22 protein-coding genes are annotated in these 24961 nt (G+C 61.0%); 16 read left to right on the forward strand and 6 right to left on the reverse strand.

The genetic code is table 11. The features are described 5' to 3' along the window. Positions 1-29 precede the first annotated feature (29 nt). Positions 30-1196, forward strand: coding sequence for a class C beta-lactamase (gene ampC, locus AB9L16_RS16550; protein ID WP_375122409.1), 1167 nt, complete (start codon positions 30-32; stop codon positions 1194-1196). A gap of 282 nt (positions 1197-1478) precedes the next feature. On the opposite strand, the gene AB9L16_RS16555 is transcribed toward ampC, so the two are convergent. The 3 genes from AB9L16_RS16555 to AB9L16_RS16565 form a co-directional block, all read right to left on the reverse strand. Continuing rightward, positions 1479-2042 carry a DUF4174 domain-containing protein gene (locus tag AB9L16_RS16555; protein ID WP_016775365.1) on the reverse strand — a complete coding sequence of 188 codons (564 nt, stop codon included), beginning with the start codon at positions 2040-2042 and terminating at the stop codon, positions 1479-1481. 186 nt (positions 2043-2228) lie between these two features. Beyond that, positions 2229-3014, reverse strand: a complete 786-nt coding sequence (locus AB9L16_RS16560; protein WP_125927590.1) for a sulfite exporter TauE/SafE family protein — start codon at positions 3012-3014, stop codon at positions 2229-2231. 235 nt (positions 3015-3249) lie between these two features. Beyond that, on the reverse strand, positions 3250-3999 hold the full coding sequence (locus tag AB9L16_RS16565) for a hypothetical protein (RefSeq protein WP_056788708.1): 750 nt from the start codon (positions 3997-3999) through the stop codon (positions 3250-3252). 344 nt (positions 4000-4343) lie between these two features. On the opposite strand from AB9L16_RS16565, the gene AB9L16_RS16570 reads away from it, so the two are divergent. The 3 genes from AB9L16_RS16570 to AB9L16_RS16580 all read left to right on the forward strand — a co-directional run bounded on the left by AB9L16_RS16570 (position 4344) and on the right by AB9L16_RS16580 (position 7069). Beyond that, positions 4344-5492, forward strand: coding sequence for an aldose epimerase family protein (locus tag AB9L16_RS16570; RefSeq protein WP_056788705.1), 1149 nt, complete (start codon positions 4344-4346; stop codon positions 5490-5492). A gap of 260 nt (positions 5493-5752) precedes the next feature. Next, positions 5753-6574, forward strand: a complete 822-nt coding sequence (locus tag AB9L16_RS16575) for an aldo/keto reductase (RefSeq protein WP_375122410.1) — start codon at positions 5753-5755, stop codon at positions 6572-6574. A 24-nt stretch (positions 6575-6598) separates the two neighbouring features. After that, positions 6599-7069, forward strand: coding sequence for a DUF1810 domain-containing protein (locus AB9L16_RS16580; protein ID WP_056788700.1), 471 nt, complete (start codon positions 6599-6601; stop codon positions 7067-7069). Here AB9L16_RS16580 and AB9L16_RS16585 read toward each other — a convergent pair. Together AB9L16_RS16585 and AB9L16_RS16590 are read right to left on the reverse strand one after the other, a co-directional pair. Next, on the reverse strand, positions 7034-9394 hold the full coding sequence (locus AB9L16_RS16585) for a DNA polymerase II (protein WP_353188408.1): 2361 nt from the start codon (positions 9392-9394) through the stop codon (positions 7034-7036). The genes AB9L16_RS16580 and AB9L16_RS16585 overlap by 36 nt on opposite strands. A gap of 61 nt (positions 9395-9455) precedes the next feature. Continuing rightward, the gene (locus tag AB9L16_RS16590) at positions 9456-9731 is read right to left on the reverse strand and encodes a hypothetical protein (protein ID WP_375122411.1); all 276 of its coding nucleotides are present in this window, start codon (positions 9729-9731) and stop codon (positions 9456-9458) included. Between the two features lie 22 nt (positions 9732-9753). Here AB9L16_RS16590 and AB9L16_RS16595 point away from each other — a divergent pair, with 22 nt between their 5' ends. After that, complete coding sequence (locus AB9L16_RS16595) at positions 9754-10194, forward strand: CBS domain-containing protein (protein WP_041477195.1); 441 nt, start codon at positions 9754-9756, stop codon at positions 10192-10194. A gap of 178 nt (positions 10195-10372) precedes the next feature. Here the strand turns inward: AB9L16_RS16595 and AB9L16_RS16600 are convergent, their stop codons facing one another. Further along, positions 10373-10996 (reverse strand): glutathione S-transferase N-terminal domain-containing protein, encoded by a 624-nt coding sequence (locus tag AB9L16_RS16600; RefSeq protein WP_041477196.1) that lies wholly within the window; start codon positions 10994-10996, stop codon positions 10373-10375. A gap of 1072 nt (positions 10997-12068) precedes the next feature. Here AB9L16_RS16600 and AB9L16_RS16605 point away from each other — a divergent pair. The 11 genes from AB9L16_RS16605 (at position 12069) to AB9L16_RS16655 (ending at position 24858) form a co-directional block, all read left to right on the forward strand. Then, positions 12069-12893: an energy transducer TonB gene (locus tag AB9L16_RS16605; RefSeq protein WP_375122413.1), complete on the forward strand. Its 825-nt coding sequence runs from the start codon at positions 12069-12071 to the stop codon at positions 12891-12893. Between the two features lie 45 nt (positions 12894-12938). Beyond that, positions 12939-13646, forward strand: a complete 708-nt coding sequence (locus AB9L16_RS16610; RefSeq protein ID WP_041477200.1) for a MotA/TolQ/ExbB proton channel family protein — start codon at positions 12939-12941, stop codon at positions 13644-13646. Beyond that, positions 13646-14047: a biopolymer transporter ExbD gene (locus AB9L16_RS16615; RefSeq protein WP_073471362.1), complete on the forward strand. Its 402-nt coding sequence runs from the start codon at positions 13646-13648 to the stop codon at positions 14045-14047. The genes AB9L16_RS16610 and AB9L16_RS16615 overlap by 1 nt, the downstream gene beginning before the upstream one ends. Positions 14048-14258: 211 nt before the next feature. Continuing rightward, entirely contained in the window at positions 14259-16970 is a 2712-nt protein-coding gene (locus tag AB9L16_RS16620) for a TonB-dependent receptor (protein ID WP_375122414.1), read from the forward strand. A gap of 228 nt (positions 16971-17198) precedes the next feature. Beyond that, positions 17199-19064 carry an extracellular solute-binding protein gene (locus tag AB9L16_RS16625; RefSeq protein WP_375122415.1) on the forward strand — a complete coding sequence of 622 codons (1866 nt, stop codon included), beginning with the start codon at positions 17199-17201 and terminating at the stop codon, positions 19062-19064. 1 nt (position 19065) lies between these two features. Further along, a complete protein-coding gene (locus tag AB9L16_RS16630; protein ID WP_150741201.1) occupies positions 19066-20130 on the forward strand; it encodes a microcin C ABC transporter permease YejB in 1065 nt (354 codons plus the stop codon). Further along, entirely contained in the window at positions 20130-21152 is a 1023-nt protein-coding gene (locus AB9L16_RS16635) for an ABC transporter permease (protein WP_056788667.1), read from the forward strand. Before AB9L16_RS16630 ends, AB9L16_RS16635 begins: the two co-directional genes overlap by 1 nt. Before the next feature lies 1 nt (position 21153). Continuing rightward, the gene (locus AB9L16_RS16640) at positions 21154-22788 is read left to right on the forward strand and encodes an ABC transporter ATP-binding protein (protein WP_375122416.1); all 1635 of its coding nucleotides are present in this window, start codon (positions 21154-21156) and stop codon (positions 22786-22788) included. Between the two features lie 170 nt (positions 22789-22958). Continuing rightward, positions 22959-23480, forward strand: coding sequence for a DUF3455 domain-containing protein (locus tag AB9L16_RS16645; RefSeq protein WP_252882365.1), 522 nt, complete (start codon positions 22959-22961; stop codon positions 23478-23480). Positions 23481-23641: 161 nt separating this feature from the next. After that, positions 23642-24169 carry a sigma-70 family RNA polymerase sigma factor gene (locus AB9L16_RS16650; protein WP_310217083.1) on the forward strand — a complete coding sequence of 176 codons (528 nt, stop codon included), beginning with the start codon at positions 23642-23644 and terminating at the stop codon, positions 24167-24169. Continuing rightward, positions 24166-24858: an anti-sigma factor domain-containing protein gene (locus tag AB9L16_RS16655; RefSeq protein ID WP_150741205.1), complete on the forward strand. Its 693-nt coding sequence runs from the start codon at positions 24166-24168 to the stop codon at positions 24856-24858. Before AB9L16_RS16650 ends, AB9L16_RS16655 begins: the two co-directional genes overlap by 4 nt. The last annotated feature ends 103 nt before the right edge of the window (positions 24859-24961 follow it).

The raw sequence follows: 24961 nt of genomic DNA on the forward strand, positions 1-24961 counted from the left end.
AAACGACACTCATGGAGAGTGATTCACTCATGTGTTCCTTCAAACCGAGCAAGGTCTTTTCCCACAGCGCTTTCGCACTGTTCTTTGGCAGCGTTGCCTGTCATGCCGCAACGCCGACCGATGGGCAATTGCAGGCACTGGTCAGCCAAGCCGTCACCCCGGTGATGCAGCAAAACAACATCCCGGGGCTGACCGTAGCGATCACGCTGAATGGCCAGGCGCATTACTTTAATTACGGAGTCGCTGCCAAAGACACCGGGCAAAAAGTCAGTGAAAACACCCTGTTCGAAGTCGGCTCGGTGAGTAAAACCTTCACCGCCACCCTCGCCGGTTACGCCCAGGCCACCGGCAAACTCGACCTGTCGAGCAAGGCCAGCCAGCTCTGGCCTGAGCTCAAGGGCAGCGCCTTCGACAACATCAGCGTGCTGCAACTGGGCACCTACAGCGCTGGCGGTCTGCCGTTGCAATTTCCTGCCGAGGCGGATTCTTCCGACAAGATGCTCGGCTATTACCAACAGTGGAAACCGCAATTTCCCGCCGGCAGCCATCGCCTGTATTCCAACCCGAGCCTGGGCCTGTTCGGCTACCTGACGGCGAAAAGCCTCGGCCAGCCGTTCGACCAGGCAATGACGCAAACCCTGCTGCCGAAACTCGGCCTTCAGCACACCTTCCTCAGCGTACCGTCAGCGCAGTCGAAGCTTTACGCCCAAGGCTACGACAGCGCCGACCAACCGGTACGCGTCAGCCCCGGCGCCCTCGACGCCGAAGCCTACGGCATCAAAACCAGCGCCGCCGACCTGCTGCGTTACGTCCAGGCACAACTGAAACCGGCCAGCCTTGCGCCTGATCTGCACCGAGCCATCGCCAACACCCACATCGGTTATTACCGCGTCGGCGACATGACCCAAGGCCTGGGCTGGGAACGCTACGCCTACCCGATCACCCTGGAAAAACTGCAAAACGGCAACTCGACCCCCATGGCCATGGAACCTCACAAAGTCGAGTGGCTGACCCCACCGCAAGCTGAGCCGGCCAATGTGCTGTTCAATAAAACAGGTTCTACACGGGGCTTTGGCGCGTATGTGGCGTTTGTGCCGTCGCGGGACATGGGCATTGTGATTCTTGCCAACAAGAATTACCCGAATGCCGAACGGGTGAAGATTGCGCACACAGTTTTCGCGGCGTTGGCGGATTAAGAGCAGAAGATCGCAGCCCGAGCCTTCTGCGGCTCCTACAGGATCAAGTTTTCACTCGGTTAACGTTGGAGGTGTCGCAGGCTGCAACAACTTTCGATCAGAAGATGACTTGTGGGAGCGAGCCTGCTCGCGAATGCGCTCGATCAGTCACCTTTCAGCGCCTGAAAAACCGCTATCGCGAGCAGGCTCGCTCCCACATTTGAACTGTGCACTTCACAAAAAAATGTGGGAGCTGGTCTACCAGCTCCCACAGGGATTTTGCTTCACTCACGCAACGCGCAATCAATCATCCGGCATCTGCGGCGGTTTGCTCGGTTTCGCCGGTTTGCTGCCCTTAGCGCCTTTGGCCGGTTCCGGCTCGGTGGCGGCAGGCGTTTGTGCGGCGGCGGCCGCAGCGGCGGCTTCTTTTTCGGCCATGGGCATGGCGTCGATGGTTTCGAAGATTTTCGCCAGGCTCAATGCCTTGGCTTCATCACCCGAGGCGGAGAGCTTGGTTTCGCCGTCCTTGCCAACCAGGAACACTTTTGGATAAGCCCCCGCGCCGAGCTTCAGCGAACGCAGCAGGGCCATGGTGTCCTGCTGGCCCATGTCCTTGCCGTCGAGCTGGCCGGACATGCTGAGGATGGTGTAGACCTTGATGTTGCGGTCGGTGACGCCCTTTTTGTTGGCCGGGTCTTCCAGTGACTTTTTCAGGCTCAGCCAGACCGGGTCGACGGTGCTTTGCGCAATCACGATCAGCGGGCGGGCGCGGCCCACGTCCCCGGCCAGGGGTGAATCGCTGTCAGCGGCGAACAGGGGGCCGGCGATTGCCAGCAAGAGGGTCAGGGTCAGGGACCTGATGAGCATGCGCATCTCCTTTTGATATCCACGCACTACTGATTGCGCATCGTGGCGATTGTTCCGGCGGCGTCTGGCAAAAAGGCATTGCCCTGTCAGAAGCTTAGGTCAGGGAGAACTTTGCGCAACATGACGTAAGCGATCATCGGCACCTCCCTACGGCCGCTGCACAGGAAGTGTTTTTTCCAGGCTGAATCAGAACGCCAACTTGTAACCAATCAACACCAGCATCGTCGCCAGGCACGGGCGCAGGACTTCGTCGGAGATGCGACCGGTCAGGTGGCTGCCGAGCCAGATGCCTGGCAGCGAGCCCATCAGCAGGAAGCCCAGCACGCCCCAATCCATGTTGCCCATGCTTGCGTGGCCGAGGCCGGCGACGAGGGTCAGGGGTACGGCGTGGGCGATTTCGGTGCCGACCAGGCGCCGGGTTGGCAGTAGCGGGTAGAGGATGAACAAGGCGACGGTGCCGAGTGCGCCGGCGCCGATCGAGGTCAGGGCGACCATGGTGCCAAGGATCAGACCGGTGATCACCGTCATGATATTCAGGCGCGAACCGCTCGGGTTGTAGTTGCCACCCGCGCGTTTGTGGGCGAATTCGAGCAAGCGTTTTTTGAAGAAAATCGCCAGCGCCGTGGCGAAGAGGACGAAACCGAGCGCCTGTTTGATAATGGCGTTCATCGCGTCCGGAGCGGTGTGCAGGGTGCTGAGGAACCACAGGGTCATGGCCACGGCTGGCACGCTGCCGAGGGTCAGCCAGCCGGTGATCGCCCAGTCGATGTTCTTGTTTTTTTTGTGAACGAGGACGCCGCTGGATTTGGTGATCGCGGCGTACAGCAGGTCCGTACCCACCGCCGTCGCCGGGTTGATGCCGAACCACAGCAGGATCGGCGTCATCAACGAACCACCGCCGACACCGGTCATGCCGACGATAAACCCCACCACCAGCCCGGCAATCACCAGGCCGAAATTTGCCAATTCCATTCAAACGTCCAGAAAACGACAGGAAAATCTGGCCCGCAGCATAGCGATTTTTCTTATAACCACATATATCGATGCGGTCTATCGTTATGCCATATCGAATTTACCGCAGATCCCTGTGGGAGCGAGCCTGCTCGCGAAGGGGGTGTCAGCCGACCGATGAGTTGAATGATGCAACGCTTTCGCGAGCAGGCTCGCTCCCACAGTGGCCCCTGGCGCTACAGAAAACTTGCCGGGTTCACTGCACCGGCAGGAAATTCAAGAACAAGAGGCTTTGCGCGTAATTCAGTCCGATCCTGCGATAGCGCTCATCGAGCATCTGCGTGAGCAGGTCGAGGCGCGCGACGATTTTGCTGAATTCGGTGGCGAAGCTGAGGTTGCTGCCCTCCTCCGAGATTTCGTTGGAGAACAGCAACGGCTGGCCTTCCTTGTTTTGTCGTTGCGACAGAATCCACATGGCTTTTTCGATGTTGCGCGCGGCGTTGTGCACGAACGTCGGGTTGATCGCGTCGGTCATGTAGAACTCGGTGCGATTGCCGTGGGCGGTAACCAGCATGCTGCCGATCGCATAGATGAAGGCGCCGACGCGGTCGCCGAGGAATTCCGGACTCATCGCATAGCTCAGCGCCGCCAGATCCTTGCGCCCGCCCAGCACGGGCAACGGCTGCTGTTGCTCGACGGCGAGGCGCACTTGTTTCACGGCGGCGTTGACGGTGAGGAAACCGGATTTGCGCAGTTCTTCCGGGTTGCGCAGGTAGAGCTTGCCCATCAGCCGGTAAAGGCTGTCGAGGTTGTCGCGCATCGCCAGGGTGGCCATGCGGTCGACGCTGGTCTGCAGAAATTCCTGCGGCTGCCCTTCTCGTATCTGATTGAAAAATCCATTGCCGTTCTGATGGCTGCAGCCGCTGAGCAACAGCGACAACAGGCAGGCCAGCAGCAGGCACGGGCGGCGGTGAGCGACGGTGATCAGGGCAAAAACACTCGGCATGAAGTCTCGGACAGGCACATTCCTGTGCGGCGGGAGTCACCGCATCCTGGCCATGCATAGAGCCGCCGATTACGAAAAAGTGCAGTGCCCGGGCGGTGAGCCGACCTTCGGTGCTTTTCGCCATATCAATTAGTCGGACTTTATATTTGCCAACAGCGGTAAATCCGCTATAAATCTTCTTTCTCGACTCAAATAGCATGACTAGTGACATGTAGGAGCTGCCGAAGGCTGCGATCTTTTGATCTTGCTTCTAAAAATCAAGATCAAGATGAAGATCAAAAGATCGCAGCCTTCGGCAGCTCCTACGGTCAATACGAAAACAACAACAAAAAGGAAGGTCAACCATGCTTCAATCCCGTCACCTGCTCTCCGGCCTCGGACTGTCCCTGATGATCGCTACCCTTTCCGCCAACGCGGCGGGCCTGACCGCCGAACACAAAGCCTTCGGCAAAACCAATGACGGCACGCCTGTCGAACAGTACATCCTGCGCAACAGCCACGGCATGCAGGCCACCGTGATCACCTACGGCGCGACCCTGCAAGCGCTGAAAGTCGCTGACAAACACGGCAAGTTCGACGACATCGTGTTGGGCTTTGACGATGTGCAGGGCTATCAGAAAGGCACCGCGTACTTCGGCGCGACCATCGGCCGCTTCGGCAATCGCCTGGCCGAAGGTGCTTTCGAACTCGACGGCAAGCGTTATCAAGTGCCGCAGAACGACAAATCCAACGCCCTGCACGGCGGCCCTGAAGGTTTCGACAAGAAAGTCTGGAAGGCCAAGGAAACCAAGGACAAGGATTCGGTGGGCGTAACCCTGACCTACCTGTCGGCAGACGGCGAGATGGGCTTCCCGGGCAATCTGACCACCGAAGTCACCTATCGCCTGACCGACAACAACGAGCTGCGCATCGACTACAAGGCCAGCACCGACAAGCCGACCGTGCTCAACCTGACCAACCATAGCTACTTCAACCTGGCCGGCGCCGGTAATGGCGATATTCTCAAGCAAGTCGCCATGATCAACTCCAGCCATTACACGCCAGTCACCGCCAAACTGATCCCGACCGGGGAGCTGGCGGCTGTCGCCGGCACGCCGATGGACTTCAGCAAACCGACGGCAATCGGCACGCACATCAAGGCTGATCATCCGCAGCTGAAATTCGCCGAGCCGAAACAGGGCGGCTTCGATTTCAACTGGGCGCTGGACACCAAGGGCGATGTCAGCAAGCTCGCCACCGAAGTCAGCGATCCGCAATCCGGACGGGTCCTGCAACTGTTCACCAGCGAGCCGGGCGTGCAGTTCTACACCAGCAACTTCCTCGACGGCACGGTCAAGGGCAAGGGCGGCAAGGTCTATCCACACTGGGGCGCATTCACCCTCGAGACCCAGCACTATCCGGATTCGCCGAACCAGCCAGACTTCCCGAGCACGCGGCTTGATCCGGGGCAGACTTACGCCCACAGCGTGATCCTGAAGTTCTCCACCAAGTAACCTGCCATGCTCCCCCTGTGGCGAGGGGATTCATCCCCGTTGGGATGCGAAGCAGCCCTGATCCTGCAACACGCGCTGTATCAGACAGCGTTCTATTGCAGGTTTTTGGGGCTGCTTCGCAGCCCAGCGGGGATAAATCCCCTCGCCACAAAATCCCCTCGCCACAATTGATCTGGTTTCATCCTTGACTTCCTTCCGGGAACCCTTGCTCTATCCTGCTGCCCACTAAAGATATCGACTCTTTAAGGCAGGAGGTTTGAATGCGTACTCTTGAATTGGCCGGCGTACAGGTTCCCGTGATTGGCCAGGGCACCTGGCGCATGGGCGAAGATCGTTCGGCGCACAGCCGTGAAGTGGCGGCGCTGCGCACGGGCATCGAGCTCGGCGTGACCCTGATCGACACCGCCGAGATGTACGCCGAGGGCGGTGCCGAAACGGTAGTCGGCGAAGCCATCGCCGGTCTGCGCGATCAAGTCTTTCTGGTCAGCAAGGTCTACCCGCACAACGCCAGCCGCCAGGGCATCCCGCAAGCCTGCGAGCGCAGTTTGCGTCGGCTCGGCACCGACTACATCGATCTGTATCTGCTGCACTGGCGCGGTCAGTATCCGCTGGAGGAAACCGTCGAAGCCTTCGAACGCCTGCGCGAGGACGGCAAGATCGGCCGTTGGGGCGTGTCGAATTTCGATGTCGATGACCTCGAAGAACTGTCCAGCTCGGCCTGCGCCACCAATCAGGTGCTGTACAACCTCGAAGAGCGCGGTATCGAATTCGATTTGCTGCCGTGGTGCCAGCATCAGCGCCTGCCGCTGATGGCGTACTGTCCGATCGGTCAGGGCGGCGCGATGCTCGCCGAGCCGGTTCTGCAAGACATTGCCAGCCGTTACAACGCCACCCCGGCGCAGGTTTCGCTGGCGTGGCTCCTGCGTCAGGACGGCGTGATTGCGATTCCCAAGGCTGTGCGCCCGGAGCATGTGCAACTCAATGCCGAGGCGGCCCAGTTGCAACTGGACGCCGGGGATCTGGCGGCGCTGGACAAGGTGTTTCCGGCGCCACAACGCAAGCAGCGGCTGGCCATGGTCTGAGCTGCCGACTGTGAGGGCTTCGCCATGAGAAGCACAGATCTGCACGACCCGTACAACCTGCAACGTTTTGTCCAGGCTCAGGACCCGGTGTTCGAACGGGTCCAGCGTGAACTCGAGACGGGCCGCAAGCGCAGCCACTGGATGTGGTTCGTCTTCCCGCAGTTCGCCGGGTTGGGCGGCAGCGAGATGGCCCGGCGCTTTGCCATTGGTTCAGCCGAGGAAGCCCAGGCCTATCTGGCCCACGAGCTGCTCGGGGCGCGGCTGCGCACTTGCACGCAACTGGTGCTGAATGTGCCGCAGCGCTCGATTGCAGACATTTTCGGCCATCCCGATGACCTGAAATTTCATTCTTCGATGACTTTGTTCGCCCAGTTCAGCGCCGAGGACAGCCTGTTCCATCAGGCACTGGAGCGCTACTTCCACGGCATTCTCGATGAATGGACGCTGCAATTGCTCGACTCAAAACAGGCCCAGTTGCCCACCGATCAGGGTTGAGAAGTCGTCGTCGACAAACGGCAGAATCGCATCCGCCACTGGTTGCAGCTGCCGAGTGATGTAGTGGTCGTAGTCGATGGCGGCGCGGCGCACCTCCAGCGGCTCCGGGCCGGCCAGGGTGATGACGTAGCTGATCCAGCCGCCGTTCTGATATTGCCGTGGCCGCCCGTGCTCGGCATTGTATTCGTCGGCCAGCCGCGCCGCGCGGACGTGCGGCGGCACATTGCGTTCGTAGTCGTCGAGGGTGCGGCGCAGGCGCTTGCGGTAGATCAGCCGATCGTCGAACTCGCCGGCGAGGGTCTTGCGCACGTAGTCGCGCACGTAATCCTGATACGGCTTGCGCTGGAAAATCCGCTCATAGAGTTCCTGCTGAAATTGCCGCGCCAGCAGCGACCAGTCGGTGCGCACGGTTTCCAGGCCCTTGTAGACCATTTCCTCGCTGCCATCGGCGCGGGTGACCAGGCCGGCGTAGCGCTTCTTGCTGCCCTCCTCGGCGCCGCGAATGGTCGGCATCAGGAAGCGCTTGTAGTGAATCTCGAACTGCAATTCCAGCGCGCTTTCCAGCCCGTATTCCTCGCGCACATGGGCGCGCCACCAATCGTTGACGTGCTTGACCAGCGCATGGCCGATCTGCGCTGCTTCTTCCTGGCCGTGCAGACTGCGCAGCCAGACGAAGGTTGAATCGGTGTCGCCGTAAATCACCGCGTGGCCTTGCTCTTCGATCAACTGGCGGGTGCGCAGCATGATTTCGTGGCCGCGCAAAGTGATCGACGAGGCCAGCCGGGTATCGAAAAAACGGCAACCACTGGAGCCGAGCACGCCGTAGAAGGCGTTCATGATGATCTTCAGCGCTTGGGACAGCGGCGCGTTGTGTTCGCGCTTGGCGGTTTCGCGCCCTTCGGCCACTCGCGCCACGATGGACGGCAGACAATGCCGGCTGCGCGAGAAGCGTGCGCCACGAAAACCCGCTACCGAGTCAGCGTCGTCCGGGTGTTGCAGGCCCTCGATCAAGCCCACCGGGTCGATCAGAAAGGTGCGAATGATCGACGGGTAGAGGCTTTTGTAATCGAGGACCAACACCGACTCGTACAGACCCGGCCGTGAATCCATAACGAAACCGCCGGGGCTGGCCTGCGGTGGATTGGTGCCCAGATTGGGTGCAACGAAGCCCTGGCGGTGCATCAACGGCATGTACAAATGGGTGAACGCGGCGACCGAACCGCCGCTGCGGTCGGCCGGCAAACCGGTAACGCTGGCGCGCTCAAGCAGGAACGTCAGCAGTTCGGTCTTGGCGAAGATCCGCGTGACCAGTTCGCAGTCCTTGAGGTTGTATTTGGCCAGAGCAGGCTTGTCCTCGGCGAACATGCGGTTGATCTCGTCCATGCGCTGGTATGGGTTGTTGATCGCCTTGCCTTCGCCGAGCAGGGTCTGCGCGACGTTTTCCAGGCTGAACGAAGGAAAACTCCAGGTCGCCGAACGCAACGACTCGATGCCATCGATGATCAGCCGCCCCGCTGCCGAGGCGAAGTAGTGATTGCGGCTGCCGTGCTCGCGCCACTGCATTTCTTCGCCGCCACGACCGATCTTCAGCGGCACGCCAAGACGCCGCGCGTGTTCATGGAGGATGCGCAAATCGAACTGCACGACGTTCCAGCCAATGATCGCGTCGGGGTCGTGGCGGGCGAACCAGTCGTTGAGCTTCTTGAGAATGAGCGTGCGCGAATCGCAGTATTCGAGGTCGAAATCGACAATGCTGGCATCGCCATTCGGCGCGCCGAGCATGTACACCTGGCGCTCGCCACAGCCTTCCAGCGCGATGGAATACAGCTCGCCGTTTTCGGTGGTCTCGATGTCGAGTGAGACCAAGCGCAGTTTCGGCCGGTAAATGGGGTCGGGTTTCAGTTGGGCGTTGATCAGCACGCCGTCAGCATCAGGCGTGCCGCCGAACAGCACCGGCGCGGTGATGAAGCGCTCCATCAGATAGCGTTCCGGGGGGCGCACGTCGGCTTCAAAGACGTCGACGCCGGCGCGGTTGAGCGCGGTTTCGAGGCGCATCAACTGGCCGTGCTGCTGGCAATACAGACCGAGCACCGGACGATGCTGAAAATCCAGCAGCGCCAACGGTCGCAGTTCCACATTCTTTTCATCGTGCAGCAGACGCTCGGCCGCTTCCCGCTGGGCGGCGGGAATAAACGCCACCGATGGCTGATGCGCCAGACGCACACGGCGCGGCCCGGCGTCGGTCGCCAGCCAGAACTCGACTTCGGTGCCGGCCGGCGTATCGCGCCAATGCCGGGTCAGGACGAAGCCTTGCTGTAAATCCACCACTGCGACCTCAACGTTTCAATCAGAACGCCATTCTACGCAGCATTTGTGGCGAGGGGATTTATCCCCGCTGGCCGCGAAGCGGCCCCGCTTTTAATGAAAGGGCCTGCTGCGCAGGCCAGCGGGGATAAATCCCCTCGCCACAGATAAATCCCATCACCACAGATAAATCCTCTGCCACAGATAATCCCCCCTTGTTACAGATAAATCCCCTCGCCACAGATGCTTCATTTACCGATACAAAGAAGTTTTTTCCGGCAAATGGCGTTTTTTGCACGCTAACTGCCGCTTTGCCACCTTGCTCTGCGCGGCTGCGTCTACGATGCTTGATGAACAACGACAACACCTGAGTAACCGCCATGAAGACCGTCGCCCAACTGCTGAAGCTCAAAGATCAGAAAAATCAGGAAGTGCACCAGATCAAACCCGATCACATGGTGCTCGAAGCGCTGATGAAGATGGCCGAGAAAAACGTCGGCGCCTTGCTGGTGGTCGAAGACGACAAAGTGGTCGGCATCATCAGCGAGCGTGACTATGCACGCAAACTGGTGCTGCACGGGCGCTCTTCGGTCGGTACGCCAGTGCGCGACATCATGGTCAAGGACGTGATTACCGTGGATACCCGACAAACCGTCGACACCTGCCTTGGCATCATGTCGGACAAACGCCTGCGCCACCTGCCGGTGGTCGAGGACGGGCAACTGATCGGTTTGCTGTCGATCGGCGACCTGGTGAAAGAGGCAATTGCCGAACAGGCCGAGCTGATCAAACAGCTGGAGCAGTACATTCGCGGCGACTGAGCCCACCGCCGTGATCCCCTTGTGGGAGCGAGCCTGCTCGCAAATGCGCCAGGTCAGTGATGATCGTTCCCACGCTCTGCGTGGGAATGCAGCCCGGGACGCTCCGCGTCCCTCTAACGCCGAACGCGGAGCGTCCGTTGAGGCATTCCCACGCAGAGCGTGGGAACGATCTCGCCCGTCAGGCCGGCCAGTGCCGCTCAAACACCGGTGCCAGCACCGGGTGCCGGTCGATCCTTTGCAGCCACGCATAAAAGCCCGGGCGGGTCTGGCGCAGGTGTTCGCGGCTGCCGGCCCAGCGGCTCACCACGGCCGCCAGCACATCCAGTGCGCCGGGCGTTTCATCATCCAGATACAGCTCCCCGGAAAACTGATCGGCAAACACCTCCCAACTGAAGTGCAGGCGCTGGCGGGTGCCGGCGATCAGGTTTTGCCGTGCGCTCTCATCAGGCGTGATCAACCAGCGCTCGGGGTAATCGATGATGCCGACCGCTGCGTAGCAATTGCTGACGATGTAGGCGAGACCGCGAATCGCCTGATCACGATCGGCAGCCTTGCTCGGCAGCAGGCCGGATTTGGGAAACGTCAGGCCCAGGTGAATCAGGATCGCCGCGCTTTCAGTCATGGCGCTGCCGTCCGGCAGTTGCAGGGTCGGTATCTGTTTCAGCGGATTGAGTTTGCCCAGCGCCTCGTCGGCCTCGGCGCTGGCTTCGGTATCAATGAAGCGATAGGCGATCTGGCACAACTCCAGTGCCGCCTCGATGGCAGCCGCGCCGGAATTCTTGTGCCCGTAGAGCTGGTACATGTCCGTTCCCCCGATAAGGCCTTTGCACAGGGTAGATGGCTGGCTGGCCTGACGTAGAAAATTCTGCAAATGTGTCGTGATTGGCACGTTTTTCCCATGCACTGCCGACTTGCGAAATCGACCTTCGCCAATCAGCGCTGGCGGTGCCCATCCCGCACCAAGAGCATTCATCGAACGCTATCCGCGTTCTTGTAAGGTGCGACAGCGAACCAAAAGTTCGCCTGTCCGAGCTGGCAATAAGGAGTTCCTCCGTGAATCTTCAAATGCTCCGCCGTACGACATACCCGACTCACTCGCAAATCCAGCCCAAAGTTCAGCCGAACCTATTCAGCCTGGCGCGTTTCTCCTTTATTACCTGAAACCCAATGCACACTTTGCGTGCCTGGCGATCGAGCGATCGCCGGGCGCAGAGTGTTATTTATTTTTTAAATACGGCAATTAATAAAAGGCACAACAACAAGATTGTCGAACAATGATTTGCCGCCATTGAAGTTGCACCAAAACCGCACGCCCGAATGTGATGCAGTTAGCCAATACTCCAGAATCAAAATAAGGAACATGCCCTGTGAACCGCTGAATGACTGACCTGCACCAAATCGATTCGCTACGCACCGATAGGTGCTAAGCCTGATCACCGAGCAGCCGCTCTATCCCGTCGATTGGCGTGATACAGCGTTCCCTCTGACTCGCTCTGGAAAAAGCCCTTCTGCGAGGACTTGAGAACCGCTTCGCGCTGAATAAACCGTATGCGAATTTGAAACTTATATAAATGCGACATCAGTAACACCGAAGATATGCGCTCAACCGGTTTCAGCAACATCTGGCACACCTGTTGCAAACTGTAACAAACCTGAGACAGCTCACGCCTCCACACAACAACAAGCCACGGAATGGGTAATGAACAATCGATATAGATACTAATAAGCCAATAAGTTTGTTCGAGGCCGTTTAAACAGATAGTCCAACTATCGGCTCGCGTACACCTTGAAGAAAGTTGCACCCACTCACTCGAACATCAGCCATATGTTCGGACGGCACCTTATTGCCCTTCATCTGACCCGAGGGAGCTTTAATGAACGATGCGGTAAAGCACAAAACCCTGCCCGGGCCGTTGCGGCAAGCGCCGGTCCCGCCGGCAACGGGCAGGCCGGCGTTTACAGCCAACACGTCACGACCCGGCGGGTTGAACAAACCACAGATGCTCTTGCTGATCGCCGTGTCGGCGCTGATACACGGCGGCGCGTGGTGGTTCTTCCATCAGGCGCGGCCGGAGCCACTGCCGACGCCGCCGGAAATTCCGGAAATGACCGTCGAGCTGACCAGCCCGACGCCTCCGGCCCCACCGACACCGGAACCACCACCGCCGCCCCCGCCTCCACCGCCGCCGGAACCCGAGCAGCCGGTGGAAGACGAGGACGCGGTCAAGCCGCCGCCCAAACCGGTGGAGAAGCCCAAGCCAATCGAAAAACCAAAACCGGTCGAGAAACTCAAACCGGTGAAGAAAGTCGAGCCACCGAAAGCGCCGCCGGCCCCGGCGCAACCTGCCGCACCTGCGGCGCCGACGACACCGAGCGCACCACCGGCACCCCCTGCTGCGCCCGCTCCGGTCAAGGAGTCGGCAGCGATTTCCGGCCTGGCCAGCCTTGGCAACCCGCCGCCGGAATACCCGTCGCTGGCGCTGCGCCGCAATTGGGAAGGCAGCGTGGTGCTGCGCATTCAGGTGCTGGCCAACGGCCGTGCCGGTGCGGTGACGGTGACCAAGTCCAGCGGCAAGCCGCAACTGGATGAGGCGGCCGTCGCGGCGGTGAAGAACTGGAAGTTCATTCCGGCCAAGCGCGGTGACACGCCGATCGACGGCTTCGCCACCCAGACCATCGATTTCAAATTGCCGCAATGACGGCACAACCGACTCATTACTGATTAACGCAAGCGAGGTGTAGCCATGAACGATTCACTGTCTTCGATGATTGTCCCCGGTGTGCTCTGGGGTCTGGTGCTGTTTTCCGTGGTCAGTTGGGCGATCCTGCTGGTCAAGTCGGCCCAGTACCTGCGCCAGAAAGCGCAGAACAAACAGTTCGCCAAAGCCTTCTGGAGCGCGCCGGACCTGCTCACCGCCGCCGAACACGCCAGCCAGTATCCGGGCTCGCTGGCGCGCATCGCCAGCAGCGGTTTCGAAGCCCTGCTGGTGGAAGATTCGCCGCGCACCACGCAGCAACTGGCGCACACCATCAACCGTTCCGACCGCCTGGAACGCAACCTGCGCCAGCAGATCCAGAAGGAACGTCGCTCGCTGGAAAACGGCCAGGCGATCCTCGCCAGTATCGGCAGCACCGCGCCGTTCATTGGTTTGTTCGGCACCGTGTGGGGAATCATGGAAGCCCTGCAAAGCATCGGCGAAACCGGCTCGGCCAGCCTTGAGGCGGTCGCCGGGCCTATCGGCCACGCGCTGATCGCCACTGGCGTGGGCATCGCCGTCGCGGTGCCGGCGGTGCTGATCTACAACTTCTTCCTGCGTCGGCTGAAACTGGCCTCAGCGGACATGGACGACTTCGCCCACGACTTCGACGCCCTCGCCTCGCGCAGTGCCTTTTCCATCAGCCGCCAGGCCATTGCCAGCAAAAGCACCACCGCCGTGCGGGAGGCCAGCTGATGTCGTTTTCCACTCAAGACAGCGATGAAGTGCTCAGCGAAATGAACGTCACGCCGCTGGTCGACGTGATGCTCGTGCTGCTAGTGGTGTTCATTGTCACCGCGCCGCTGATGACCAACGCGATCAAGGTCAACCTGCCGAAAACCGACGCCGTCGCCCCTGCCGAAAAGAAAGACCCGGTGGTGGTCAGCGTCGATCAGGATGGCAAGTTCTATCTGGCCAAGACCGAATTGGCCCCGGAATCCCTTGAGGCCAGCCTCAGGGAGGTCAAGGCCAAAGACGCCGACGTGCGCGTGCAGTTGCAGGCCGACGCCGCCGTCAATTACGGCCAGGTGGCCAAGGCCATGGCATCGATCGAACGCTCCGGCATCAGCAAGATTTCGGTGATGACCACCCACTGAGTGCGGTGCCGGATGGGTGTTGAAAAACCCGCCCGGCGCCGCTGAAAAAAAGAAATCCCGTCGCACCCGGCCGACCGAAAAAACGCCCCGCGTCTTCGGAGGGGATCGGCTTGCTTGAAGAAAGTGGTTTTCCGCGCGCGGTATCACCGGAAGCGGAGCAATGAGCGGCTCACAAGGCCAATTCGATAACGTCTGAAAATCGGAAACAACCATGCTGATGAACACTCCACGCTTCACGCTCAAACCTTTGGTGGCAACGATGTCTCGCCACCGTTTCGTTCCGCTGTATCTGGTGGCCATGGGGATGGGCGCCGGGACCGTGCAAGCGGCCGAGGACGACAACAGTGCCACGCCGGCAGCCGCTGTCGTGGCGGCGCCGACCACGCAACTGCAACGGGTCGAAGTGACCGGTTCGGCGATTCGCCGGGTCGATGCGGAAACGGCGGTGCCGATCACCATCCTCAAGGCTGACGAGCTGCGCAAACAGGGCGTGACCACCACCGCCGAACTGGTGCAGCGCATCACCGGCAGCCAGTCGATCAACAACAGCGCCGGCTCCGTCGGCGCGGCAACGGGCGGTGCGTCATTTGCCGACATGCGCGGCATCGGCGCGAACAAGACGCTGGTACTGCTCAATGGTCGACGCCTGGCCAACAATGCCCTGTCGGGGACCAACTCGGCCGGCGGCGCGGTGGACCTGAACATGATCCCGTTTGCGGCCATCGAGCGCGTGGAAGTGCTGCGCGACGGCGCCTCGGCCCTGTACGGCACCGACGCCATCGGCGGTGTGATCAACTTCATCACCAAGAAATCCCTTACCGATGGCGCCCTGACCCTGGGCGGCGAAACGCCGACCCACAGCGGTGGCGGCGCGACCAAGGACATGAGCGCCAGTTGGGGCTACGGCGATCTGGAAGAAGACCGCTTCAACGTCCTCGGCGTGTTCAACTACAACAAGCAGCAGAACCTCGACGCCAACGACCGCTCCTTCGCCACCGACTACGCGCCCGGTCGCGGTCTCGATCAGACCTCCGGCACCGCGTTCCCCGGCAACTACAGCCAGAACGGCAACGCCACCAACCCGTTGGCCAACAGCAATTGCAACGGCCCCAACCTGATCGCCCGCGACGGCTTGTGCCGCTTCAGCACCCGTGAATACATCGATCTGGTGCCACAGACCGAGAAGACCTCGTTCTTCGGCAAGACCACTGCCAAGCTCGGCGATGATCACAACGCCAACCTTGAATATTTCTGGTCGCGCAACAACAACGCCGTCGCCGTCGGCCCGGCGCCACTGACTGGTCTGAGCCTGGATTCCTCGTCGCCCTACTACCCCGGCAATGGCATCACCCCGGCGCCCACCGATTTCGCCCTCGACCCGACGCAGCCGGTCGATGTGAACTGGCGCGAGACTGCCGCCGGCCCGCGTGAATCGAAAGACCAGAACACCAGCCAGCGCTTTCTGCTGAGCTTCGATGGTCTGGTTGGCGGCTGGGATTACAACGTCGGCGCCTCGTACAACCAGAACAAAATCGTCTCCAGCGTCACCAGTGGCTATGTCAGCGATCAGGCGATGATTGACGGCCTGGCCAGCGGTTTGCTCAACCCGTTCGGCCCGCAGACCGCTGCCGGCCAGCAGTACATCGATGCCGCCGCCTACCACGGCGCCTACTCCACAGCCGTGGGTCGCGTCGCCGGGTTCGATGGTCGCGTCAGCCGTGAAATCGGTGACTGGTTCGGCGCAGGTCCGTCCGGCCTGGCTCTGGGCGGCGAGTACCGCAAGGAGAAATTCCATCAGGACTTCGAGTCGTTCGCCGGCGACATCCAGAGCCTCGGCATCGACCCGGCCGGCAGCGTCGAGGGCGACCGCAGCGTCAAGGCCGCCTATGCCGAACTCAACGTGCCGGTGCTCGACAGCCTCGAACTGTCCGCCGCTGTGCGCCACGACAAATACAGCGACTTCGGCAGCACCACCAACCCGAAATATTCGTTCCGTTATCAGCCGATCAAAGAGCTGGTGGTGCGTGGTGCCTACAGCGAAGGTTTCCGCGCGCCATCGCTGTACGAGCTGTATTCGCCGCGCAGCATCACGTTCACTCAGGGTTACTACAACGATCCGCTGCTGTGTACCGGCGGCGTGGTGCAACCGGGCGGCAACGGCGGCCGCGATTGCGGTCAGCAGTTCCTCAACCAGATCGGTGGCAACGAAGATCTGGCCCCGGAGAAGGCGCGCAACGTGACGTTGGGCTTCGTCTACCAGCCGATCAGCAATCTGTCGGTGGGTCTGGATTTCTGGTGGATTCACATCTCCAACCAGATCCAGCCGTTCCCGGAATCCACCGTGTTCGATCAGGCTGGCTCCTACCCGGACCGCTTCGTGCGCAACGCCGACGGCACGCTCAACTACATCGTCACCGGCAACGCCAACCTCGGCATCGTCGAAACCAATGGTGTCGATGTGTCGCTCGACTATCGCTTCCCGAACACGCCGTACGGTCAGTTCGGCCTCGGCCTGCAAGGCACCTATGTCGACGAGTACGACTTCCAGAGCACCATCAAAGGCCCGTTCACCGACAAGGTCGGCGACTTTCAGGGTGACGGCGTGATCGCGCGCTGGAAGCACAACCTCACCGGCAGCTGGAGCCTGGGGGCGGCGCGGGCAGCGCTGACCAACCGCTTCACCACCGGTTACAACGATTACGACCGCGAGACGCACGCGCGGGTGGCGTCGTATTCGGTGTGGGATCTGTCGGCCGGTTACACCTTCAACAAAGTGCTCGACGTTGATGCCGGGATGAAGAATGTGTTCGACCGCAACCCGCCGTTCTCCAACCAGGCCTACAACTTCCAGAGCGGCTATGACCCGCGCTACACCGACCCGCTGGGCCGGACATTGTTTGCGCGCATGACTTACCACTTCTAACCGGAAACAGAACACATTTCCCCCTGTGGGAGCGAGCCTTTGTGGTGAGGGGATTTATCCCCGATGGGGTGCGAAGCGCCCCCAAGACCTGCCGACGCGGAGAATCAGAAGTACCGCATGCATTGATCTTGCGACTGCTGCGCAGCCGATCGGGGATAAATCCCCTCGCCACAAGGGCTCGCTCCCACCGGGGGTCCGGGTTCCTTCAGGGATTTCAAGGGTGACTTCATGAGTTTTTTGCGCAACATGGCTGGCCTGCTGCTCGGCAGTGCGCTGCTGTGCTTCGGGGCGTCGGCGTTGGCCGCCGGCAGTCACGCGCTGACGGTGTACGGCGAGGCGCCGAAGTATCCGGCCGGCTTCAAGCATTTCGATTTTGTTAACCCCGAAGCTCCCAAGGGCGGTTCGCTCAGCCGTGCGTCGATGGAGATCGGTCAGTACAACTACATCACGCCGTATGCCGATCAGGGCATTTCGGTGGTGCAGGTCAACGATTGGGTCTACGCGCCGCTGGCGTTCCGATCGCTGGACGAGCCCTACACGGTTTACGCTCTGGTCGCGCAGCAGATCGAGCGCGATCCCGAAGGTTTGTGGGTGCGCTTCACCCTCAACCCCAAGGCACGCTTTGCCGACGGCACGCCGATCACCGCCGAAGACGTGCGCTACACCTTCAACCTGCTGATGACCAAGGGCAGCCTGAGTTACCGCCAGCAATACGCCGACGTGCAGGACGTGCTGGTCGAAGGTCCACGGCAGGTCCGTTTCACCTTCAAGAACAACCTCAATCGCACCCTCGCGCTGGATCTGGCGACGATGCGCGTGCTGCCCGAGCACTGGTGGAAAACCCGCGACTTCGCCAACGGCGGCGGCTTCGAGCCACCGCTGGGCAGCGGCCCGTACCGGGTGAGCAAGGTCGACGCCGGGCGCAGCATCAGTTTCCAGCGTGACCCGGACTGGTGGGGCAAGGACCTGCCGGTCAGTCGCGGCATGTACAACTTCGACAGCCTGACGGTGAATTTCTACGGCGACACCGACGTCGCCCGCCAGCTGTTGCAGGCCGGCGCGTTCGACTACAACCGCGAGTTCTCCTCGTCCGGTTATGTGGTCGGCTATGACAGCCCGGCATTGCGCGACGGTCGTTTGCAACAGTCGATCCTCGCCCCGGACAAACCCACCGCCGCTCAGGGCTTCGTGTTCAACCTGCAGAACCCGTTCTTCAAGGATCGCCGCGTGCGTCAGGCGATCAGCCTGCTCTGGGATTTCGAGTGGACCAACAAACAGATGATGCGCGGCTTCTACGTGCGTCAGAACAGCTTCTGGCCCAAGAGTGAAATGGCCGCCAGCGCCCTGCCCGATGCCGAGGAATTGAAGATCCTCGAACCGCTGCGCGGCAAGGTCCCTGACGAGGTGTTCACCACGGTCTATGAAGCGCCGAAAACCGATGGCAGCGGCTACATCCGCGACAAGCAACTGCAAGCGCTGAAGCTGCTCGCCGAAGCCGGTTGGACGGCGAAAAACAATCGTCTGGTCAACGCCGCCGGCGAGCCGCTGGAATTCACCTTTCTCGATGGCCAGGGCGGCTTCGATCGCATGCTGCTGCCGTTCAAACGCACCCTCGCTCAGATCGGCATCACGCTCAATCTGCGCCGCATCGATTCGGCGCAATACATCAACCGTCTCAACGCCCGCGATTACGACATGATCGTCTGCGCGTTCCCGCGCAGTGGCGATCCGATCGTCTCCCCGGGCCGCGAGTTGTACAGCCTGTACGGCTCGCAAAGTGCCACGCAAGTCGGCAGCTCGAACGCGATGGTGCTGGCCGATCCGGCAATCGATCAACTGATTGACGGGCTGGTCCAGGCCAACAGCCGCGAAGCCATGGTGCATTACGCCCGCGCCCTCGACCGGGTGCTGCAATGGGGTTACTACATGATTCCCAACTACTACTCCAAAGGCACGCCGACGGTGTATCAGAACCGCTTCGGCATGCCCGCCGTGCAACCTTCGTATGACGAAGGTCTCAACACCTGGTGGGAAGTCTCGGCCAGGCCGCTGACGACTCAGCAGATGAGCGCTCAGCTTGCGGGAGGCCAGTGACATGCTGCGTTATCTGAGTCGCCGATTGCTGCTGATCATCCCCACGCTGTTGTGCATTCTGGTGGTGAATTTTCTTATCGTGCAGGCCGCGCCCGGCGGCCCGGTGGAACAAGCCATCGCCCGCCTGCAAGGCTTTGGCGGGCACAGCATGGGCGGCGGTGGCGAAGTCGCGGCGGTCGGCGGTGCCGGGCGCAGCAGCCGTGGGCTGGACCCGGCGCTGATCGAGGAAATCAAACACCATTACGGCTTCGACAAACCGCTGCACGAACGCCTGTGGCTGCTGCTGAAAAACTACGCACAACTGGATCTGGGCAACAGTTTCTTTCGCGGCGCCAAGGTCACCGACCTGATCGTGCAGAAGCTGCCGGTGTCGCTGTCGCTGGGCTTGTGGGCGACGCTGATCACCTACCTGATTTCAATCCCGCTGGGCATTCGCAAGGCAATCAGGAACGGCAGCGCCTTCGATGTCTGGAGCAGCACGGCGATCATCGTTGGCTATGCGATGCCGGCGTTTCTCTTCGCCATTCTGTTGATCGTGGTGTTCGCCGGAGGCAGTTACGTCAATTGGTTTCCGGTGCAGGGACTGGTCTCGGACGACTTCGCCACACTGAGCACATTGGGCAAGGTCGGTGACTACCTCTGGCACCTCGTACTGCCGGTCACGGCGCTGGTGATCGGCGGCTTTGCCACGCTGACGATCCTGACCAAAAACAGCTTTCTCAACGAGATCAGTCGCCAGTACGTGATCACTGCACGAGCCAAGGGCCTGACCGAGCGGCGCGTGCTGTACGGCCACGTGTTTCGCAACGCCATGCTGCTGGTGGTGGCCGGCGTGCCGTCGGCGCTGATCGAAGTGTTTTTCGCCGGCTCCCTGCTGATCGAAACCATCTTCAACCTCGACGGCCTCGGGCGCATGAGCTACGAAGCGGCGGTGTCGCGTGACTATCCGGTGGTGTTCGGCGCGCTGTTTCTGTTCACCCTGTTCGGCCTGCTGATCAAGCTGATCGGCGACCTCTGCTACACCCTGCTCGACCCGCGCATCGATTTCTCGGCGAGGACTGCCTGATGTTCACACTGTCGCCTCTGGGCCAGCGCCGCGTCGCGCAATTCAAGGCCAACCGCCGTGGGCGCTGGTCGCTGTGGCTGTTTATCGGCCTGTGCCTGATCTGCCTCGGTGGCGAGCTGATCGCCAATGACAAGCCGCTGGTGATCCGCTACCACGACGCCTTTTACTTTCCGATCCTCAGCGATTATCTGGAAACCGATTTCGGCGGCGAGCTGCCGTTTCAGCCGGATTACGCCAGCAGTTATGTGCACAAACTGATCGAGGATCAGGGCGGCTGGATGCTGTTTCCGCCGATCCCGTTCAGTTACGACACGGTCAACTACGACCTCACCGAACCGGCGCCCAGCCCGCCGTCATCAAGCAATTGGCTGGGCACCGATGATCAGGCTCGCGATGTTCTGGCGCGGGTGATTTTCGGCACACGGATCTCGATTCTGTTCGCGCTGATCCTCACCGCCATCAGCGCGTTGATCGGCATTCTCGCCGGGGCTTTACAGGGTTATTACGGCGGCTGGGTCGACTTGCTCGGGCAGCGCGTACTGGAAATCTGGTCGGGGCTGCCGGTGCTGTATCTGCTGATCATTCTGTCCGGCTTCGTCTCGCCGAGTTTCTGGTGGCTGCTGGGGATCATGGCGCTGTTTTCCTGGCTGGCGCTGGTCGACGTGGTGCGCGCCGAGTTCCTGCGGGGGCGCAATCTCGAATACGTGAAAGCCGCGCGCGCGCTGGGCCTGACCGACAGCGAACTGATGCGCCGGCACATTCTGCCCAACGCCATGACCTCCACCCTCACCTACCTGCCGTTCATTCTCACCGGCGCCATCGCCACCCTGACCGCGCTGGATTTCCTCGGCTTCGGCATGCCCGCAGGCACCGCATCGCTGGGTGAACTGATCGGCCAGGCCAAACGCAATCTGCAGGCACCGTGGCTGGGGCTGACGGCGTTTTTTGCCTTGGCGCTGATCCTGTCTTTGTTGGTTTTCATCGGTGAAGCGTGCCGAGATGCCTTTGATCCGAGGAGCTGACATGCAAGACCATTTAATCGAGATCCGCGACCTGCGCGTCGCCTTCGCCGGGCAAGAAGTGGTGCACGGTGTGAGCCTCGATATTCGCCGTGGCGAGTGTCTGGCGCTGGTCGGCGAGTCCGGCTCGGGCAAGTCGGTGACGGCGCATTCGATCCTGCGCCTGCTGCCTGGCCAGAGCGTCAGCAGCAGCGGAGCGATTCGCTACAACGGCGTGGATTTGCTGCACGCCAGCGAACAGCAGATGCGTGGTCTGCGCGGCAATCGCATTGCGATGATTTTCCAGGAGCCGATGACTTCGCTGAACCCGCTGCACACGGTGGAAAAACAGATCAGCGAAGTGCTGGAAATCCACAAGGGCCTCAAGGGCCGCGCCGCCCGCGCGCGGACGCTGGAGCTGCTGGAACTGGTGGGTATTCGCCAGCCGTTGCAGCGACTCAAAGCCTATCCGCATCAGCTTTCCGGTGGTCAGCGGCAACGGGTAATGATCGCCATGGCGCTGGCCAACGAGCCGGAACTGTTGATTGCCGATGAACCGACCACGGCGCTGGACGTGACCGTACAGCAGAAGATTCTTGAACTGCTGATCGAGTTGCAGCAGCGCCTCGGCATGTCGCTGTTGCTGATCAGCCACGACCTCAATCTGGTACGCCGGATCGCTCAGCGCGTGTGCGTAATGCGTCAGGGCGAGATCGTTGAACAGGCCGATTGCGAGACGCTGTTCCAAGCGCCGCAACACCCCTATAGCCGGTTGTTGATCGAAGCGGAACCGAGCGGCGCGCCAGTGCCCAGTGAGTACGAGCACAACCTGCTGGAAGTCGATGATTTGAAGGTGTGGTTTGCCCTGCCGAAAAAACTCTTCAGCCGTCAGCAGGATTACATCAAAGCGGTGGACGGCGTCAGTTTCACCCTGCAACGCGGCAAGACGTTGGGCATCGTCGGCGAGTCGGGTTCGGGCAAGTCGACGCTGGGTCAGGCGATCCTGCGACTGGTCGAATCAGAGGGCAATATCCGTTTCGGCAACAAGCAGTTGAGCCTGCTCAATCAGCGTCTGATGCGCCCGTTGCGCCGGCAGATTCAGGTAGTGTTTCAGGATCCGTTCGGCAGCCTCAGCCCGCGCATGTCGGTGCAGCAGATCATTGCCGAAGGCTTGCTGACCCATGGCATCGGCAGCGAGGCCGAGCGCGAGGCAGCGGTGATTCGCGTGCTGGAGGAAGTCGGCCTCGATCCGCAAAGCCGCCATCGTTACCCCCACGAGTTCTCCGGAGGCCAGCGCCAGCGCATCTCCATCGCCCGCGCACTGGTGCTGGAACCGGCGCTGATCCTGCTCGACGAACCGACGTCGGCCCTGGATCGCACGGTGCAGAAGCAAGTGGTGGAGTTGTTGCGCCAGTTGCAGATCAGGCATGGGCTGACGTACCTCTTCATCAGCCATGACCTGGCGGTGGTGCATGCGCTGGCGCATGACTTGATGGTGATCAAGGACGGCAAGGTGGTTGAGCAAGGCTCGTCGCGGGAGATTTTCGCTGCGCCGCAACATCCGTATACCCAGGAACTCCTGAAAGCCTCCGGCCTGAAGCCTGATGAAGAACCTTGTGGGAGCGAGCCTGCTCGCGAATGCGGTGCATCAGTCACATAAGTGCTGGCTGGCCCGACGCTTTCGCGAGCAGGCTCGCTCCCACAGGTTTGATAGGTGGTGTTTGAAATTTATTTTTCCGGCACTGCATCCAATCGCCTCCGCCACGGGTAGTCCCTGTAACAGCCCACTCTGGTGCTGTCAGCGCCCTTCCCTTTTCGGAGAATCATCGGATGAACATCACCCAGCTGATTGGCTTCACCGGTTTGCTCGCCTTCACCGCGACCACCTTCGCCCAGAGCAGTTATCCCGACGCGATCAAGGTGCCGGACGGGCACAAGATTGCCCTGGAAACCACCGGGGTTGGCGAGATCACCTACGAATGCCGCGACAAACCCAATATGGCCGGGCAGACCGAGTGGACCTTTGTCGGCCCGAAAGCGGTGCTCAATGATCGCAGCGGCAAACAGGTCGGCACCTATTTCGGCCCGCCAGCGACCTGGCAAGCCAAGGACGGTTCGAAAGTCACCGGCACACAACTCGCCGTGGCACCGTCGAGCCCGGGCAACCTGCCCTATCAACTGGTCAAGGCCAATCCGGCCGAGGGCAAAGGCGCGATGACCGGGGTCAGCTATATCCAGCGTGTCGCGCTCAAGGGCGGCGTAGCGCCGGGCAGTGAGTGCACAGTGGCGAACAAGGGCAAGCAGGAAGTGGTGAAGTACCAGGCGGATTATATTTTCTGGGCGGCGAACTGATATCCGGAAGCAGTGCACAATCCTGTGGGAGCGAGCCTGCTCGCGAAGACGGAGTGTCAGTCGCCTTATTACTTTCTGACCCACCGCATTCGCGAGCAAGCTCGCTCCCACAGGGAACCATGCCTCTGGATGTTTGGGAAATGTGAGCTAGATTGCACCCCATGCCTTTACCCGAATCCGTTTTCGATTACGAAGCCCGCCTCGCCGCCTGTGCCCGGGGCGAGCGCGCGGCTTTGCGCGATTTGTATGTGCAGGAAGGCCCGCGCCTGCTCGGTGTGGCCAAGCGGCTGGTGCGCGATACGGCGCTGGCGGAGGACATTGTGCATGAGGCATTCATCAAGATCTGGCACGGCGCGGCCGGGTTCGACCCGGCGCGCGGCTCGGCGCGGGGCTGGATGTTCAGCGTGACCCGGCACCTTGCCTTGAATCAGTTGCGCAAGCAAAGTCGGGAAACGCCGTTCAGCGAAGAACATGAGGCAGCGGCGCCTGATGAGCTGGCCGATATTCACTCGGCGCGCATTCATCGCTGCCTCGAACAACTGGAACCGCAGCGGCGCAGCTGCATCCTCCATGCCTACGTCGACGGTTATAGCCACGCGCAGATTTCCGCGCGCCTCGACACGCCGCTGGGCACGGTCAAAGCGTGGATCAAGCGCAGCCTCAATGCTTTGCGGGAGTGCATGGGATGACCGGCGAATCAGCGCAGGAACGGGATGAACTGGCCGGCGAATACGTGCTCGGCACCTTGTCGTTCGAGCAGCGCATCGAGGTGCAACGGCGCCTGCCGAACGATCCCGAACTGCGTGCAGCGGTGGATGCCTGGGAGCGGCGTCTGCTGGAGCTGACCGATCTGGCCGAACCTCAGCAACCCTCGGCGCAGCTGTGGCCACGCATCGAGCGCAGTCTCGAACGGCTTACGGTGAAGAAGCCGCTGACCTCGTGGTGGAATCTGCTGCCACTGTGGCGTGGCCTGAGTGCGGCGGGCCTGGCTGCGACGCTGATTCTGGGCGCGATGCTACTGACCCAGACTGCGCCGAAACCGAGTTATCTGGTCGTGCTGGTGGCGCCGCAGGACAAGGCGCCGGGTTGGGTGATTCAGGCGAGCAATGCGCGGGAGATCCAGTTGATTCCGCTAGGGGTGGTCGAGGTGCCGGCGGACAAGGCGCTGGAGTTCTGGACCAAGGCTGACGGCTGGTCGGGACCGGTGTCATTGGGACTGGTCAAACCGGGGCAAGCGTTGTCGGTGCCGCTGGACAAGTTGCCGCCGCTGCAACCGAACCAGCTGTTTGAGCTGACCCTGGAAGGCGCCAATGGCTCACCGATCGGCAAACCGACCGGGCCGATTCAGGCGATCGGGCGTGCGGTGAAGGTGCTCTGAGGCTCTGCTACGCGGTTGTCCGCAACCATCATCGACGTCGATGTTCACCATCACGGCAATGAAGTTCTCATAAAAAATTCCGGGCGTAACATCAGCTCCATAC

Origin of the sequence: Pseudomonas sp. LW8 (assembly GCF_041956865.1) — a bacterium.
Taxonomy (GTDB): Bacteria; Pseudomonadota; Gammaproteobacteria; order Pseudomonadales; family Pseudomonadaceae; genus Aquipseudomonas; species Aquipseudomonas siliginis.

Coding starts and splice junctions, on each gene's coding strand:
- ampC (WP_375122409.1), top strand. CDS start 30: ATGTGTTCCTTCAAACCGAGCAAGGTCTTTTCCCACAGCGCTTTCGCA.
- AB9L16_RS16555 (WP_016775365.1), bottom strand. CDS start 2,042: ATGCTCATCAGGTCCCTGACCCTGACCCTCTTGCTGGCAATCGCCGGC.
- AB9L16_RS16560 (WP_125927590.1), bottom strand. CDS start 3,014: ATGGAATTGGCAAATTTCGGCCTGGTGATTGCCGGGCTGGTGGTGGGG.
- AB9L16_RS16565 (WP_056788708.1), bottom strand. CDS start 3,999: ATGCCGAGTGTTTTTGCCCTGATCACCGTCGCTCACCGCCGCCCGTGC.
- AB9L16_RS16570 (WP_056788705.1), top strand. CDS start 4,344: ATGCTTCAATCCCGTCACCTGCTCTCCGGCCTCGGACTGTCCCTGATG.
- AB9L16_RS16575 (WP_375122410.1), top strand. CDS start 5,753: ATGCGTACTCTTGAATTGGCCGGCGTACAGGTTCCCGTGATTGGCCAG.
- AB9L16_RS16580 (WP_056788700.1), top strand. CDS start 6,599: ATGAGAAGCACAGATCTGCACGACCCGTACAACCTGCAACGTTTTGTC.
- AB9L16_RS16595 (WP_041477195.1), top strand. CDS start 9,754: ATGAAGACCGTCGCCCAACTGCTGAAGCTCAAAGATCAGAAAAATCAG.
- AB9L16_RS16600 (WP_041477196.1), bottom strand. CDS start 10,996: ATGTACCAGCTCTACGGGCACAAGAATTCCGGCGCGGCTGCCATCGAG.
- AB9L16_RS16605 (WP_375122413.1), top strand. CDS start 12,069: ATGAACGATGCGGTAAAGCACAAAACCCTGCCCGGGCCGTTGCGGCAA.
- AB9L16_RS16610 (WP_041477200.1), top strand. CDS start 12,939: ATGAACGATTCACTGTCTTCGATGATTGTCCCCGGTGTGCTCTGGGGT.
- AB9L16_RS16615 (WP_073471362.1), top strand. CDS start 13,646: ATGTCGTTTTCCACTCAAGACAGCGATGAAGTGCTCAGCGAAATGAAC.
- AB9L16_RS16620 (WP_375122414.1), top strand. CDS start 14,259: ATGCTGATGAACACTCCACGCTTCACGCTCAAACCTTTGGTGGCAACG.
- AB9L16_RS16625 (WP_375122415.1), top strand. CDS start 17,199: ATGAGTTTTTTGCGCAACATGGCTGGCCTGCTGCTCGGCAGTGCGCTG.
- AB9L16_RS16630 (WP_150741201.1), top strand. CDS start 19,066: ATGCTGCGTTATCTGAGTCGCCGATTGCTGCTGATCATCCCCACGCTG.
- AB9L16_RS16635 (WP_056788667.1), top strand. CDS start 20,130: ATGTTCACACTGTCGCCTCTGGGCCAGCGCCGCGTCGCGCAATTCAAG.
- AB9L16_RS16640 (WP_375122416.1), top strand. CDS start 21,154: ATGCAAGACCATTTAATCGAGATCCGCGACCTGCGCGTCGCCTTCGCC.
- AB9L16_RS16645 (WP_252882365.1), top strand. CDS start 22,959: ATGAACATCACCCAGCTGATTGGCTTCACCGGTTTGCTCGCCTTCACC.
- AB9L16_RS16650 (WP_310217083.1), top strand. CDS start 23,642: ATGCCTTTACCCGAATCCGTTTTCGATTACGAAGCCCGCCTCGCCGCC.
- AB9L16_RS16655 (WP_150741205.1), top strand. CDS start 24,166: ATGACCGGCGAATCAGCGCAGGAACGGGATGAACTGGCCGGCGAATAC.